Origin of the sequence: Vibrio sp. 10N.261.51.F12 (assembly GCF_041471725.1) — a bacterium.
Classification (GTDB): Bacteria; Pseudomonadota; Gammaproteobacteria; order Enterobacterales; family Vibrionaceae; genus Vibrio.
Genome location: NZ_JBFROV010000013.1, coordinates 47,406 through 61,602, shown reverse-complemented (window position 1 = coordinate 61,602; position 14,197 = coordinate 47,406). Strand labels below are relative to the sequence as shown.

The following is a 14,197-nucleotide window of genomic DNA, read 5'->3' as shown; positions in this document are numbered from 1 at the left end:
GAGTCCCGTCCACTCCGCCATTTATTCAAAAAAACCTCGCTTTGCGAGGTTTTTTTGAATCTAACGTATTGAGATTTTTAATTAAATAGAATATGTTGAAGGTTCAAACTAGGGGTGTAGCTCCAATTGGCAGAGCAGCGGATTCCAAATCCGCGTGTTGGGAGTTCGAATCTCTCCACCCCTGCCATTTTCTAAAGGCTCTGACTTTTTGGTCAGAGCCTTTTTTGTTGATTTTTTAAAAGAATAAACCTTATTCGGCTTAAGAACGAAAGCCAGAATTAGGTTGTATGTAAATCTGCTGTGCAACCTTCCAAAATGCAGTGATTAATGCATTATCAAGATTAGATTTTTTACAACACACTCCGAGTTTGAATGGCTTAATTGACTCCAGCTTTAATCGCTGAATTTTGTCTCTGACGGGACTGTTAACAATCACAACTTCTGGTGCAATACCAACACCACACCCGAGTGCAACCATGCTAACTATAGCCTCATGGCCAGATACTTGAGCATAGATATTGGGTTTAATGCGCATCTTTTTAAACCAGGCGTTAGCTCTTTCTCGAGCGGTTCCAGCTTCAGGGACAATAAATGGAATTTTTTTCCAATCGGGAGCCCCGCTCATTAATTCCTGCCCAAAATTACTAATACCTTGAGGGGCAATAATAGACAGAGGGATTTCACTGATAGTTTCGAAGGCTAAGCGTCCTGGTAACTGCTCAGGAAAGGCTGAAATAGCGATGTCAGTATCATCATTCAATACTTTATCAATAGCTTGAGCTGGGTCTCCTGTCGACAGCTCAAACTCAATATATGGATACAGTACTCGAAACTCTGCGAGTAACTCTGGAAGGTGGCTATAGCTCGCCGTTACGGAGCAAAATAACCTCAATTTTCCTCTCAGTTCCATCTCACCTAGTTCGTTGCTCGACTGAAATTTTTGCCACTCACTAATAATATTGAGTGCAACAGGGAGCAGTTGCTGACCCGCAGGAGTCAAATCAACCGAGCGATTATCTCTAAGAAGTAAGTTCTGCCCTGCCTCTTGTTCTAGTTTTTGGATCTGGCGACTGAGTGCCGACGGGCTAATATGCATTGCAGTGGCGGTTCGATTAAAGCTTTTACTCTCGCATAAATGGATAAAAGCTTGCAGACTTTTTATATTCATACCACTTAGGGTAAATGTAGTTGCATTAATTGCAATAACAAATTGTGAATATTTCACTTTAAGCAACCTTAACTCTGCTTTAGTATGAGCTCATTCGATGATAATCATCGGCACTATGGATAGAATTCAACAGGAGAGCTTCACTATGGCTAACTATTTCAACACGCTTAATCTACGTCAGCAATTGGACCAACTTGGTCGTTGTCGCTTTATGGACCGTTCAGAATTTGCTTCTGAAGCTGATTACTTGAAAGGAAAGAAAGTAGTTATTGTTGGCTGTGGTGCGCAAGGCCTAAACCAAGGTCTAAACATGCGTGATTCTGGTCTTGATGTGTCTTATGCACTTCGTCAAGCAGCAATCGATGAGCAACGCCAGTCATTTAAAAATGCGAAAGACAATGGCTTCGTCGTTGGTAGCTATGAAGACTTAATTCCGCAAGCTGATCTTGTTGTCAATCTGACTCCTGACAAACAGCACTCTAATGTTGTTGAAACGGTTATGCCGCTTATGAAGCAAGGCGCTTCTCTTGGTTATTCACATGGCTTCAACATCGTTGAAGAAGGCATGCAGATCCGCGAAGACTTAACGGTAGTGATGGTTGCACCTAAGTGTCCTGGAACAGAGGTTCGTGAAGAATATAAGCGTGGATTTGGTGTTCCAACTCTTATTGCTGTTCACCCAGAGAATGATCCTCAAGGTGATGGCCTAGAAATCGCTAAAGCTTGGGCTGCAGCAACGGGCGGACACCGAGCTGGCGTTCTTGAGTCCTCGTTTGTAGCTGAAGTAAAATCCGATCTAATGGGTGAGCAAACAATCTTGTGTGGCATGCTGCAAGCTGGTTCGATTGTTTGTTATGAAAAAATGATCGCTGACGGTATCGAAGAAGGGTATGCAGGTAAATTACTGCAGTTTGGCTGGGAAACGATTACAGAAGCACTGAAATTTGGTGGCATCACTCACATGATGGATCGTCTTTCAAACCCTGCGAAAGTTAAAGCGTTTGATTTGTCTGAAGAACTAAAAGATCTTATGCGTCCACTTTATAACAAACACATGGATGACATTATCTCTGGTCACTTCTCAAGCACGATGATGGCGGATTGGGCAAACGATGATGTGAATCTATTTGGTTGGCGTGAAGAGACCGGTCAAACGGCATTTGAAAACTACCCAGCAAGTGATGTTGAAATCTCAGAGCAAGAATACTTCGATAACGGTATTTTGATGGTTGCTATGGTTCGTGCTGGCGTTGAGTTGGCGTTCGAAGCAATGACAGCATCAGGTATTATTGACGAGTCTGCATACTATGAGTCACTGCATGAGCTACCGCTTATCGCTAATACGGTTGCACGTAAACGTCTATACGAAATGAACGTTGTTATTTCCGATACTGCTGAATACGGTAACTACCTATTTGCTAACGTTGCTACACCATTGCTTCGCGAGAAATTTATGCCAAGCGTAGAGACTGACGTCATCGGCCGTGGTTTAGCAGAAACCTCTAATCAGGTTGATAACGGTAAGTTGATTGAAGTTAACGATACGGTTCGCAATCACCCTGTTGAATATATTGGTGAAGAGCTTCGTGGTTATATGACAGACATGCAACGCATTGCCGTTGGTGGTTAATATCACAGTGTGATGAAAAAAAGGCTTACCAGAAGGTAAGCCTTTTTTGTTGCTATCGCTCTATTTTTCAGAAAGCTTTGCTTCTAGTTCAGAAAGTTTTTGTTCCATTTCTGTTAGCTTCTGGCGCGTGCGAAGTAGAACCTGAGTTTGAACATCAAATTCTTCACGGCTAACGACATCAAGTTTATTCAGTTGGCCTTGGATGACTTGGCGAACCTTCTGATCAACATCTGTACCGAGTTCCTTGACAGGCTGTGGCATCGAGTCGTGTATTTGTCTGGCAATCTGTTCTAGTTTCTTTGGATCAAACATTTCAATTAGCTCCTGTGCAATTACTTCTATTTTATGTAATTCACTCGAGATTGTCCCTAATTTGCATAATAAAAAAGGCCACAATGTGGCCTTTAGAGTTTAATCATTGGTAATAAAGTAATTATTTATTATCCGCTAGCTCTCTGTGAGCCGCTTTGGCCTCATCTATTCGCGCTAGTTTCTCTAAATCTTTATCTTCAACAAATGTTGGCAATGGCTTATGTTTTTCTGCCAGGTATGAATAAATAACCGGAAGAACAAACAAGGTAAATAGTGTACCGATCGCCAAACCAGAAACGATAACAATACCGATACTGAAGCGTTGAGCAGCACCAGCACCAGTGGCGTACATTAATGGAACTAGACCTGCGATCATGGCTGCGGTTGTCATCAGTATTGGACGTAAACGAACCTTAGCCGCCTCTTTCACTGCATCCATTCGGCTTAGCTTATTAAGAAGTTGCTCTTCTTTTGCTACTTCACAGATCAAGATACCGTGCTTGGTGATTAGACCAACAAGCGTGATGAGGCCGACTTGAGAGTATATGTTCATCGTCGCGGCACCCCATGCTAGCGCAATCAAGGCCCCACAGATCGCCAACGGTACGGAAACCATGATAACAAGTGGATCTCTGATGGATTCAAACTGAATCGCGAGAACCAAGAAGATGATAGCAAGTGCAAGACCAAAGGTAGCATATAGCGCGCTTCCTTCTGTTACGTATTGTCTTGCTTCACCCATGTAATCATGACTATAACCGTTTGGTAGTTTGTTCTCTGCTACAGACTCAAACCAAGTAATGGCATCACCCATTGCAACGCCAGGCGCAGGAACCGCGCCAACCGTTGCAGAGTTTAGTTGGTTAAAGTGAGGCAATGAGCGAGGCTCTGCCACAACATCGATAGAGATTAAACTGCCTAGTGGAATCGCTTGGTTGTTGGCTGAACGAACAAAGTAAGTATTCATTGATTCAGGGTTTAAACGATACTTACGTTCTACCTGAGGGATGACCTCATAAGAACGACCGTTTAAGTCAATACGGTTAACATAACCGTCTGCCATCATAGTACTTAGCGTAATACCGATGTCCTGCATGGTAACGCCGTAAGCACCCGCCATGTCTTTGTCGATATTGATCTTCATCGTGGCAGAATCGTAATTCAAATCGAGCGTTGAATAAACGAATTGCGCATTTTGTTGAACATCAGTCCAGACATCAGAAGCAATGGTAAACAAGCTTTCAAAGCTGTTTGGGGTAGTAATAACAAACTGAATTGGTAGACCAGAACCCGCACCAGGAAGCTCAGGCATCTGGAATGCTGTTACTGCCATACCAGGGACGTTGCTGACGAGTTGACCGACACGGTTGGCCACTTCAGCTTGGCTTGCTTCACGTTGGCTCCAAGGAACCATAGAAGCGATACCGAATGCTTGGTTTGAGTTAGGCACACCAGTAAACACTTGAGCAAATTGAACTTCAGGTTGCTCGGTTAAAATCGCATTTACATCGTTCATTGTGTTTTGCAAGTAGTCGAGGTTAGCGTTAGATGGACCTGTACCCATCAACATTACTACCCCTTTATCCTCTGATGGCGCAAGTTCACTTGGGATGAATTTGAACAACAAAGGCAAGCTTGCGAATACAATCACAGCAAATGCGATGATCACAGGACGGTGCAACATAACCGCAGATAGCATCTTCTCGTAGCGAGCGGTCATCTTATCTAAGATTTGATGAACCTTCACTTCGAATTTGCTTGGTGCTTCATTGGCTTTTAGTAGCTTAGAACACATCATCGGAGACAGTGTCAACGCGATGATACCGGAAATAAATACCGCCCCAGCAAGTGTTAATGCAAACTCTTTAAACAAAGAACCGGTTATGCCGCCCATTAATGCGATCGGCGCATAAACTGCACCCAGTGTTAATGTCATGGCAATGACCGGAACGGCAATCTCACGTGTACCGATGATCGCAGCTCGGAATGGTGACTCGCCCAATTTTATGTGACGGTCAACGTTCTCCAGTACGACAATCGCATCATCAACAACAAGACCGATTGCTAGCACCATTGCGAGCAAAGTCATTAAGTTCCAGGAGAACCCAATCGCTTGCATCACCATGGCAACGCCAATCAATGATAGTGGAATTGTTACGATCGGAATTAATACTGCACGGAATGATCCCAAGAATAACGTAATTACCACAAGAACGATGAGTGCTGCTTCTAAAATGGTCTTGATTACTTCCTGAATAGATTCATTAATCGCAACCGTGGAGTCATACATGACGTTCATTTTGATGTTACTTGGCAAGTTCTTCTCTAGTTGAGGAAGAAGCTCTAGAACATCTGCCGCGATATTAATCGGGTTTGCGCTTGGGGCAGCATTGATCGCGGTAACGACCGCCTCTTGACCATTTGCACTTGCTCGATAGATATCATGACTTTTTTCTAGTGTGACTTTAGCAATGTCACCAAGACGAGTTACTTCTCCATCATCCGCCATGACCACTAGATTGCTCAGTTCTTCAGTGTTCGATACTTGTGTGTCAGCGCTGCCGTTATAGAGCACAAACTCGCCAGTGGCTTGGCCTGCTGCTGATTGGTAGTTATTGGCATTAAGGACATTCATGATATCCGTTGCCGTTAACTTCAAGGCCGCCATTTTTAATGGATCAAGCCAGACACGAAGTGCGTATTTCATACCACCATACATGTCTACTTTTGACACACCGTTTACCGTAAAGAGCTGAGGGTTAATCACGCGCTCGAGGTAATCGGTGATTTGGCTGGAAGCTAACTCGTCACTGGTGAAACCAATGTAGAGTACCGCTGTCGTTGAACCCGTAGACATCGTTACCGTTGGATCTTCTGCTTCTTTAGGAAGCTGAGAACGCACGGAGTTGGTTTTCGCCAGAATGTCAGACAAAGCTGCATTGGGGTCGGTATTAAGCTTCATCGTGACGGTGATCGTCGATTGTCCTAATACAGACTGCGATGTCATGTAATCAATATTATCGGCTTGCGCGACGGCTTGTTCCAAGGGCTGGGTAATAAACCCCTGAATCAAATCGGCACTCGCTCCGTAATAGCTGGTCGTAACGGTTACGACTGTATTCGTCATTTCTGGGTATTCACGAACCTGCATTTTGAAAACCGCTTGTAGACCAAGCAAGGCAATCAAAAAGCTGATTGATACCGCAAGAACAGGACGTTTTATGAAAATATCAGTAAAACGCATTTCGCCTCCAATTACAGCATCGGTGTTTTAGCAGGTGGTACAGTCGCGTCACTTTCAACAACACGCACTTTTGCGTCATTGTTCAAGCGGACCTGACCAGATGTCACCACGATATCGTCGGCTTTTACCCCTTCGAGGATGTGAGCAATATCGCCGGTACGTTCACCTACTTTGATGACTTGTTGCTTAACGCGTTTTTCACCATCAACATCTTCAACAATGTAGACATTGTCACCGTAGAGAGTAAATGTTATTGCTGTTTGTGGTAGCGTGACCTGATTTTCAAGCTTCGGCAAAATGATATTTGCTCGTGCAAACATGCCACTACGCAAGCGTCCATCGTTGTTTGGAATATCAGCTTGTACCTGAATCAAACCACTTTGAATACTGACGGCGGGTTCAATCGCGCTGATTGCTCCCTTGAATGGCTGGTCAGGGTAAGCGTCAACGAATATATCAACATCCTGCCCAATCGAGATTCTAGAGAAATCTGTCTGTGGAACAGTAAAACGAAGCTTCATGACACTGATATCTTCCAAACGGACGATCTTATCGCTTGGCTGAAGATATTGACCTAGAAATACATTACGAATACCAACGACACCAGAAAATGGTGCTTTGATTTCACGGCGATCAATCGAGGCTTTTAGGCTTTCAATATCAGCAGACAAAGAGAAAAAGTTAGCTTCAGCCTCATCGTATGACTCACGAGAGATCGAGCCTTTCTTATACAGTCCTTGATAGCGTTTATATTTAGCTTGTGCTGCTGGTAAACGAGCTTCAGCGCTTTTCAGGTTGGCCTTTTCAACGTCAGAATCTAGCTTGACCAATTCTTGACCTACCTCAACTTGCGACCCTGAAGTAAATGAAATGCTATCGATAACACCGCTAGTTTCTGTTGTTAGAGTTACCCCTTGGTTAGGTTCAACAAAACCAATGACCTCGATGACTGGTACCCAATCAACAGATTTCACTGTAGTTGCCGTGACCGGAAACTCCGGTTCTGGTCGATTGGCAAGGTATTCAGCAATTTTTTGCTGTTTAAACATGTTAAATCCTATCACGCTACCGAAAAGTAGCACGGCGATAAGAAGCATGAAAAATGTCCACTTTTTCATTCTGTTGAAAACTCCAAATTAGTGTTTAATTATTGCATCCCAACTGGCTTCAATCGCTGATTCCAGCGCATTCTCATCCAGTTGATATAGTCCGAGAGCGTGCTTCCTCGCTAGCGATACGCTAGCCTCTAAGCTCAAACCCGAAAGGATTTCATTGTCGAGGTCTTTGAAAACCCCTTGTTTCTTTCCTTCGCTGAATAGATTGTCTACTTGGGCAAACAATTTACGTTCTTGTTCCCGAGTCTCCGCACTATTCTTCGACGGAATGGAATCATACTGAGCGCGCGTCTGCATCGAGTTAAAATTCGATGCAGCAAGCCGCCAAATATTCAACCACATGGTACGATATTGAACCTTGAGTGGTTTATCAGCATCAACACCTAGCTGAACCGCTTTGGCCATACATGAGACAACATATAGTCGAAGTTCTTCAAGTAAGTGGTCTTTATCATCAAAATATCGATAAATAGTGCCCGCTGCGACGCCTGCTTCATCGGCTAGTTTTTTCATAGATATACCTTGGATACCCACTTCCGCCACCATTTTTTGAGCGGCTTCGAGTATTTGTAGGCGTTTATCATTTTGATTCAATGTATTCATCAATCATCCGCATTAATGAATGAACGTTCATTCATTATAAAGCAATTACCCTATATTTATGCAACTTATTTTTAAAGTATTTCCTATAGAAATAAAGAAAGTCAGCCATGGCGTGGCATCTTATCTATTAGGGGGCTATTATGTGCCCGTTACAAATCCGTAGTAGTGAGTACATCAATGAAGCTGAATCCACAGCAAGATATGGCTGTAAAATATGTCTCTGGACCTTGTCTTGTTCTTGCCGGCGCAGGGTCGGGGAAAACACGTGTTATTACTAATAAGATAGCGCATTTAGTACAAAACTGTGGATACAAGGCTCGAAATATCGCTGCCGTGACGTTTACAAATAAAGCCGCGCGAGAAATGAAAGAGCGTGTCGGCCAAACGTTAGGCAAGCACGAGTCTAAGGGATTGTTGGTTTCTACATTCCATACCATGGGCCTGAATATCATTCGCCGAGAGTATAAGGCGCTTGGCCTTAAGGCTGGCTTTTCACTATTTGACGACCAAGATCAGTTAGCCCTGCTTAAGGAGTTAACTGAGGATCAATTAGAGGGTGATAAAGACTTACTACGGTCATTGATGAGCTGTATATCGAATTGGAAAAATGACATGTTGTCCGCCGAACATGTTAAAGGCATCGCCCGTTCAGAGCAGGAACAACTGTTCGCATTTTGCTATGACATGTACTTGGAGCAGATGAAAGCGTACAACGCCCTTGATTTTGACGACCTGATCGCCATGCCCGTTGTGTTATTGAAAAACAATGAAGAAGTTCGCCAGCGTTGGCAAAAGAAAATTCAATATTTGTTGGTTGATGAATACCAAGACACCAATACAAGCCAATATGAATTGGTCAAATTGCTTGTAGGTGAACGTTCACGATTCACGGTCGTAGGCGATGATGATCAATCAATTTATTCTTGGCGCGGAGCGAAACCTCAAAACCTTATTTTATTAAGCAAAGATTACCCAAGCTTAAAGGTCGTCAAGCTAGAGCAGAACTATCGCTCGACCAGTCGGATCCTTCGTGCAGCCAATATATTAATTGCGAACAATCCGCATATTATTGAAAAATCACTGTTTTCAGAAATACCGGACGGTGAAAAGTTAAAAGTACTGAAGGCAAAAAATGAAGACCATGAAGCAGAACGTATTACTGGTGAATTGATTGGTCATCGTTTTGTGAATCGAACGAACTACAGAGATTACGCCATTCTATATCGTGGCAATCATCAGTCTAGACTCATTGAGAAAGTCTTGATGCAAAACCGAGTGCCTTACAAGATCTCTGGTGGGACATCGTTTTTTGCACGCGCGGAGATAAAAGACATCATGGCGTACTTGCGGGTGTTGGTGAACCCTGCTGATGACAACGCATTTTTACGTATCGTTAATACGCCACGTCGTGAGATTGGCCCGGTGACATTACAGAAATTGGGTAGTTATGCCAACATGCGCGGTAAAAGCTTGTTCGAGGCCAGTTTTGAGTTGGGTCTAGAGCAGCACTTATCAGGTCGAGGGTTGGAAAATCTTCGCCGATTTACGCAATGGATTGTGGCGATTGCCGATAACTCTGAACGTGGTAACACCGTGGAGGCTGTGCGATCACTCGTGCGTGATATTAAGTATGAAGATTGGCTGTATGAAACGTCTTCCAGCGCGAAAGCCGCCGAGATGCGAATGAAGAATGTTTCCGACCTTTATTCGTGGATTGTTGCCGATCTAGAGGGTGACAATTATGACAAAGAAGAAAAATCACTGAAGGAAGTCGTTCAGCGTTTAACGTTGCGAGATATGATGGAGCGCGGTGAGGACGATGATGACAGTGATGCAGTTCAACTAATGACATTGCATTCTTCAAAAGGCCTCGAGTTTCCTTATGTGTACCTGCTTGGTGCTGAGGAGGGTATTCTCCCTCATCAAACCAGCATTGATGAGGAGAACGTCGAAGAAGAGCGACGTTTGATGTACGTAGGAATCACTCGAGCCCAGAAAGAGCTCACGTTCTCATTGTGCAAAGAAAGAAGGCAATATGGTGAGTTAATTAAGCCAGAACATAGCCGATTTTTAGATGAACTGCCGTTTGATGATATTGATTGGGAGCAAACTAAGAAGCCGGTCTCTCAAGAAGAGCGAATGGAGAAAGGGCAAACACATATTGCGAACATTCGAGCAATGTTCAATAAAAAATGATGACAGTTCTTACTGCCATCTAGGCAAGTGACGATAAAGGGCACCCTGTTGGGTGCCTTTTTTATAATACTTGGATTATAAACCGGCGATCATATGCTCGATTGCATCTGATATTTCATCATCAGAGCAGTCCATACACGTTCCTTTAGCAGGCATTGCATTAAAGCCTTTGATGGCGTGGTCGAGTAAGACATCTTTACCCTGTGCAATACGTGGACCCCAATCGCCCGCATCCCCTGTCTTAGGCGCGTCACTGATACCTGTAGAGTGACAGGCCGTACAAAACATGCCATAAACCGCAGCGCCGTCACGAGGGCCAGTAGGCTCTGCCGCCACTGGCTCACTGCCTGCTAGGTAAACATTACCTACAGGTTTAATACGCTCTGCAATAGCATCGTATTCAGCTTGATTGACATCCGCCGCAAAACTGGCGGTAGAAAACGTTAGAGCGGCGCACAACACCGTTAAGATTTGACGAGACATATCCATTAAACTCACTTTACTATCCAAAGGTGGCAAGTCGTTGCTTGCTTGGGTTCTTATGATTTTACGTTGTTATTCTGCATTGAGACTTAACGGCTGTTAAATCAATGTAAATATTGGGTGATTATATCCTGTTAACTTGTTGCAATAAACAACAAGTTTTCAGCTTCACGGGGTGAATCACATCGTATAGTTGTTCTTTCTGGGCAATAACTGCTGAAAAAGGCGGCAATCAATAAAAAAAAGTGAAAAAGTGCTTTACGCCATAGTGTGATATCCGTATTATTCCTCTCCGCCGATAGGGCATGCGCCTGTAGCTCAGCTGGATAGAGCGTTGGCCTCCGGAGCCAAAGGTCGAAGGTTCGAATCCTTTCAGGCGCGCCATCCGGAATAACAAATTGGCGAAAGATATAATGGTGGCTATAGCTCAGTTGGTAGAGCCCTGGATTGTGATTCCGGTGGTCGCGAGTTCGAATCTCGTTAGCCACCCCATTATTTGGTAACCTCGGTTTCCAGTTTCGATTGTTACAGTCGGGACGAAACGTTCGAAAGAACATTGTCGGTGAATAGCGCAGCTTGGTAGCGCATCTGGTTTGGGACCAGAGGGTCGGGGGTTCGAATCCCTCTTCACCGACCACTATTTCAGTTAAAGCTTAGTGCTTTAGCAAAGCAAAATTAGTGGTGGCTATAGCTCAGTTGGTAGAGCCCTGGATTGTGATTCCGGTGGTCGCGAGTTCGAATCTCGTTAGCCACCCCATTAATTAGGTAGCATTCGCTTCCTCTTACGATCATATCGTAGAAAACTTTGTCGGTGAATAGCGCAGCTTGGTAGCGCATCTGGTTTGGGACCAGAGGGTCGGGGGTTCGAATCCCTCTTCACCGACCACCTTTAAAAGCCTCGTCGAAAGACGAGGCTTTTTTTCGTCTGTAGAAAAGAATATACCTTACCAAAATAGTCGAGTTCATCGTGCTAATCACTATCTTTCAATATCGCCTTGCAATTTGGTTTATAAAAAAGGCTTTATCGTCGGATCAAGCGTTCTCGTAATAGCTCCATGGATTGAAAAGAAGAGCTCAAGTAATGTTTATACCTGTCATTACACCATTGAATAACATTTCTACAATTCTCTTTGCGTGATAAATGGTGGTTACTACTGGATTTTAAGTAATTACCAGATAATTACATATTGTTCAGTTTTTGTGTGTCACGAAGGTGTTACAACCTCTTTTAGTGCTTTATGTCGCATTTTTTGGTTGAGTGAGATAAACACTCGGCATATGTGACCATGATCTGGTTTTTGGTGCTGTTATTGTTGGTCTTAGAAAATCAATGTTTCTTAGATGTTAAATTGATGGTGGAATAAGTATTCCATGACCGTTAGTTATAAATATGGCTAATTTGCTTGCGGATAGGCTTTTGTGTCTAACTTTAATGGTGTTATTCAATGGACTGATGGATAATCTGCATTCGTTTTCACACTATTATATGTAATTAATGTGCATAAATATTTGTTTATGATCCTCTATATCTGCGTGAAATCGAATTTTTATCCTATTTTTGTTGCTTTTCTGTGAAATGTTTGCCAAATTGATGCCCTTATAAATAGTCAGCAGAAAATGCTGTCTACGAATGGATTCAGTTTTGCAGACAGGGGCAGAAAACTGCCAAAGCAGTAGAGGTCTGGTAATGTCATTATTAGAAGTAAAAAATCTTCGTATCGAATACCCATCCCGCCATGGGGTACATGCCGCGGTTAAATCTTTGTCGTTCAATGTTGAGCGCGGTGAAATAGTTGGTGTGGTTGGGGAGTCGGGTGCGGGCAAATCAACAGTGGGTAACGCTGTCATCGATTTGCTTTCTCCTCCAGGTGTTGTTGCCGCTGGTGACGTATTCTTGGATGGTGAAAAAATATCAGGGCTTTCACCGGAAGCCATGCGTAAAGTTCGTGGCTCTAAGATTGGGTTTATCTTTCAAGACCCGATGACCTCTCTAAACCCGCTTTTCACGGTTGAGCAGCAGTTAAAAGAAACGATCCATGCCAATATGGATGTCTCGGATGATGAAGCCTATAAACGCTCACTCAACCTCATGAATCAAGTGGGTATCCCACAACCAGAAAACCGCCTCAAACAATATCCACATCAGTTCTCTGGTGGCATGAGACAGCGCGTAGTAATCGCGATTGCCTTAGCGGGTGAACCTGAACTCATTATTGCCGATGAGCCGACGACGGCGTTAGATGTGTCGATTCAAGACCAAATCCTGGGTTTGATTCGTGAGTTGTGCATCAAAAATAACGTAGGTTGTATGCTGGTTACGCATGATATGGGTGTGGTATCTAACGTCACCGACCGTGTTGCGGTTATGTACCGTGGTGACCTAGTCGAATTTGGTCCGACCGCTAAAGTGTTGGGTGACCCAGATCATTCCTACACTCGTAGCCTTATATCAGCGGTGCCTCGTTCTGATGTTAAGCTGGGGCGTTTCCCATTGGTGAGTTACATCGAAGATGCAAAAGAGATGGAGCCCCTTGATATTAAGAATCACTGGTTAGGACAAAGCCAGGATCAGCGTGAATATACCGGTCCATTGCTTAATGTCGAGAACGTGAACCTACGTTTTATTACCAAAGATTCTTTGTTTGAGAGCCGTCGTGAGTATGTTCAAGCCTCGAATAATGTCAGCTTTGAGGTTCATGAGGGTGAAACGTTTGGCTTGGTTGGTGAGTCGGGTTCAGGTAAATCGACCATCGCACGCATCATTGCGGGGCTTTATGCACCGGATGCGGGCAAAGTTAGCTTCGAAGGCATTGATCTTACTGGTTTAAAATCTGAGAAAGAACGTCGCCCTATGCGTCGCCAGATGCAAATGGTATTCCAAAACCCGTACACATCGATGAACCCTCGTATGAAAGTCTACGATATTGTTGCTGAACCGATTCGTTTTCATAAGCTCACCGCGAATGAGAATGAAACGAAACAGGTTGTGGATGACCTGCTGCAGCATGTGGGACTGGGAAAAATGGCTGGCGTGAAATACCCGCATGAATTCTCTGGTGGACAGCGTCAGCGTATCTCCATTGCTCGTGCATTAGCCACTCGCCCAAGACTTTTGATTTGTGATGAGCCGACTTCGGCGTTAGACGTATCCGTTCAGGCACAAATCTTGAATCTATTAAAAGACTTACAACAAGAGCTTAATCTGACCATGCTGTTTATCAGTCATGACTTACCGGTTATTCGCCAGATGTGCGACAGGGTAGGTGTGATGCAAATGGGTACGCTACTTGAGGTCGCTCCGACCGAGCAGTTGTTTACCGACCCACAGCATGAATACAGCCAGCATTTGATTTCCTTAATGCCTGAGTTTAAGGGCTTAAGAGAAGACACAGCAAAAACGGCGTAAGCCAATAAGAAATCCCTTACGGGACTTGATAACAGAAGCA

9 protein-coding genes and 6 tRNA genes are annotated in these 14,197 nt (G+C 43.9%); 9 read left to right on the top strand and 6 right to left on the bottom strand.

What is annotated here, in order from left to right; translation table 11 throughout:
- The first annotated feature begins 110 nt into the window (after window positions 1-110).
- Window positions 111-187, top strand: a tRNA-Trp gene (locus AB4405_RS07270).
- Window positions 188-259: 72 nt separating this feature from the next.
- Here AB4405_RS07270 and ilvY read toward each other — a convergent pair.
- Window positions 260-1,168 carry an HTH-type transcriptional activator IlvY gene (ilvY, locus tag AB4405_RS07265; RefSeq protein WP_102470934.1) on the bottom strand — a complete coding sequence of 303 codons (909 nt, stop codon included), beginning with the start codon at window positions 1,166-1,168 and terminating at the stop codon, window positions 260-262.
- A 145-nt stretch (window positions 1,169-1,313) separates the two neighbouring features.
- Between ilvY and ilvC the strand changes: the two genes are divergently transcribed.
- Complete coding sequence (gene ilvC, locus AB4405_RS07260; protein ID WP_372060239.1) at window positions 1,314-2,798, top strand: ketol-acid reductoisomerase; 1,485 nt, start codon at window positions 1,314-1,316, stop codon at window positions 2,796-2,798.
- Window positions 2,799-2,858: 60 nt separating this feature from the next.
- Here the strand turns inward: ilvC and ubiK are convergent, their stop codons facing one another.
- The 4 genes from ubiK to AB4405_RS07240 all read right to left on the bottom strand — a co-directional run bounded on the left by ubiK (window position 2,859) and on the right by AB4405_RS07240 (window position 8,072).
- Window positions 2,859-3,110, bottom strand: a complete 252-nt coding sequence (gene ubiK / locus AB4405_RS07255) for a ubiquinone biosynthesis accessory factor UbiK (protein ID WP_102470844.1) — start codon at window positions 3,108-3,110, stop codon at window positions 2,859-2,861.
- Between the two features lie 121 nt (window positions 3,111-3,231).
- Entirely contained in the window at window positions 3,232-6,354 is a 3,123-nt protein-coding gene (locus AB4405_RS07250; protein ID WP_372060238.1) for a multidrug efflux RND transporter permease subunit, read from the bottom strand.
- Between the two features lie 11 nt (window positions 6,355-6,365).
- Window positions 6,366-7,472, bottom strand: coding sequence for an efflux RND transporter periplasmic adaptor subunit (locus tag AB4405_RS07245; RefSeq protein ID WP_102470846.1), 1,107 nt, complete (start codon window positions 7,470-7,472; stop codon window positions 6,366-6,368).
- 18 nt (window positions 7,473-7,490) lie between these two features.
- Window positions 7,491-8,072, bottom strand: a complete 582-nt coding sequence (locus AB4405_RS07240; protein WP_102470847.1) for a TetR/AcrR family transcriptional regulator — start codon at window positions 8,070-8,072, stop codon at window positions 7,491-7,493.
- Window positions 8,073-8,249: 177 nt separating this feature from the next.
- Here AB4405_RS07240 and rep point away from each other — a divergent pair, with 177 nt between their 5' ends.
- Window positions 8,250-10,268, top strand: a complete 2,019-nt coding sequence (gene rep / locus AB4405_RS07235; protein WP_102470848.1) for a DNA helicase Rep — start codon at window positions 8,250-8,252, stop codon at window positions 10,266-10,268.
- Between the two features lie 75 nt (window positions 10,269-10,343).
- Here the strand turns inward: rep and AB4405_RS07230 are convergent, their stop codons facing one another.
- Window positions 10,344-10,757: a cytochrome c5 family protein gene (locus tag AB4405_RS07230; RefSeq protein WP_372060237.1), complete on the bottom strand. Its 414-nt coding sequence runs from the start codon at window positions 10,755-10,757 to the stop codon at window positions 10,344-10,346.
- Window positions 10,758-11,058: 301 nt separating this feature from the next.
- Between AB4405_RS07230 and AB4405_RS07225 the strand changes: the two genes are divergently transcribed.
- From AB4405_RS07225 to AB4405_RS07200, 6 genes are all read left to right on the top strand, one after another.
- A tRNA-Arg gene (locus AB4405_RS07225) sits at window positions 11,059-11,135 on the top strand.
- Between the two features lie 32 nt (window positions 11,136-11,167).
- A tRNA-His gene (locus AB4405_RS07220) sits at window positions 11,168-11,243 on the top strand.
- 68 nt (window positions 11,244-11,311) lie between these two features.
- Window positions 11,312-11,388 (top strand) — tRNA-Pro (locus AB4405_RS07215).
- A 44-nt stretch (window positions 11,389-11,432) separates the two neighbouring features.
- A tRNA-His gene (locus tag AB4405_RS07210) sits at window positions 11,433-11,508 on the top strand.
- Window positions 11,509-11,560: 52 nt separating this feature from the next.
- Window positions 11,561-11,637: transfer RNA gene (locus AB4405_RS07205), tRNA-Pro, on the top strand.
- Window positions 11,638-12,438: 801 nt separating this feature from the next.
- On the top strand, window positions 12,439-14,157 hold the full coding sequence (locus AB4405_RS07200) for a dipeptide ABC transporter ATP-binding protein (protein WP_372060236.1): 1,719 nt from the start codon (window positions 12,439-12,441) through the stop codon (window positions 14,155-14,157).
- Window positions 14,158-14,197 lie beyond the last annotated feature (40 nt).

Excerpts from the sequence above, each read along its gene's own strand:
- rep (WP_102470848.1), top strand. The coding sequence starts at position 8,250 with ATGAAGCTGAATCCACAGCAAGATATGGCTGTAAAATATGTCTCTGGA.
- ubiK (WP_102470844.1), bottom strand. The coding sequence starts at position 3,110 with ATGTTTGATCCAAAGAAACTAGAACAGATTGCCAGACAAATACACGAC.
- AB4405_RS07230 (WP_372060237.1), bottom strand. The coding sequence starts at position 10,757 with ATGGATATGTCTCGTCAAATCTTAACGGTGTTGTGCGCCGCTCTAACG.
- AB4405_RS07200 (WP_372060236.1), top strand. The coding sequence starts at position 12,439 with ATGTCATTATTAGAAGTAAAAAATCTTCGTATCGAATACCCATCCCGC.
- AB4405_RS07250 (WP_372060238.1), bottom strand. The coding sequence starts at position 6,354 with ATGCGTTTTACTGATATTTTCATAAAACGTCCTGTTCTTGCGGTATCA.
- AB4405_RS07245 (WP_102470846.1), bottom strand. The coding sequence starts at position 7,472 with ATGAAAAAGTGGACATTTTTCATGCTTCTTATCGCCGTGCTACTTTTC.
- ilvC (WP_372060239.1), top strand. The coding sequence starts at position 1,314 with ATGGCTAACTATTTCAACACGCTTAATCTACGTCAGCAATTGGACCAA.
- ilvY (WP_102470934.1), bottom strand. The coding sequence starts at position 1,168 with ATGAATATAAAAAGTCTGCAAGCTTTTATCCATTTATGCGAGAGTAAA.
- AB4405_RS07240 (WP_102470847.1), bottom strand. The coding sequence starts at position 8,072 with ATGAATACATTGAATCAAAATGATAAACGCCTACAAATACTCGAAGCC.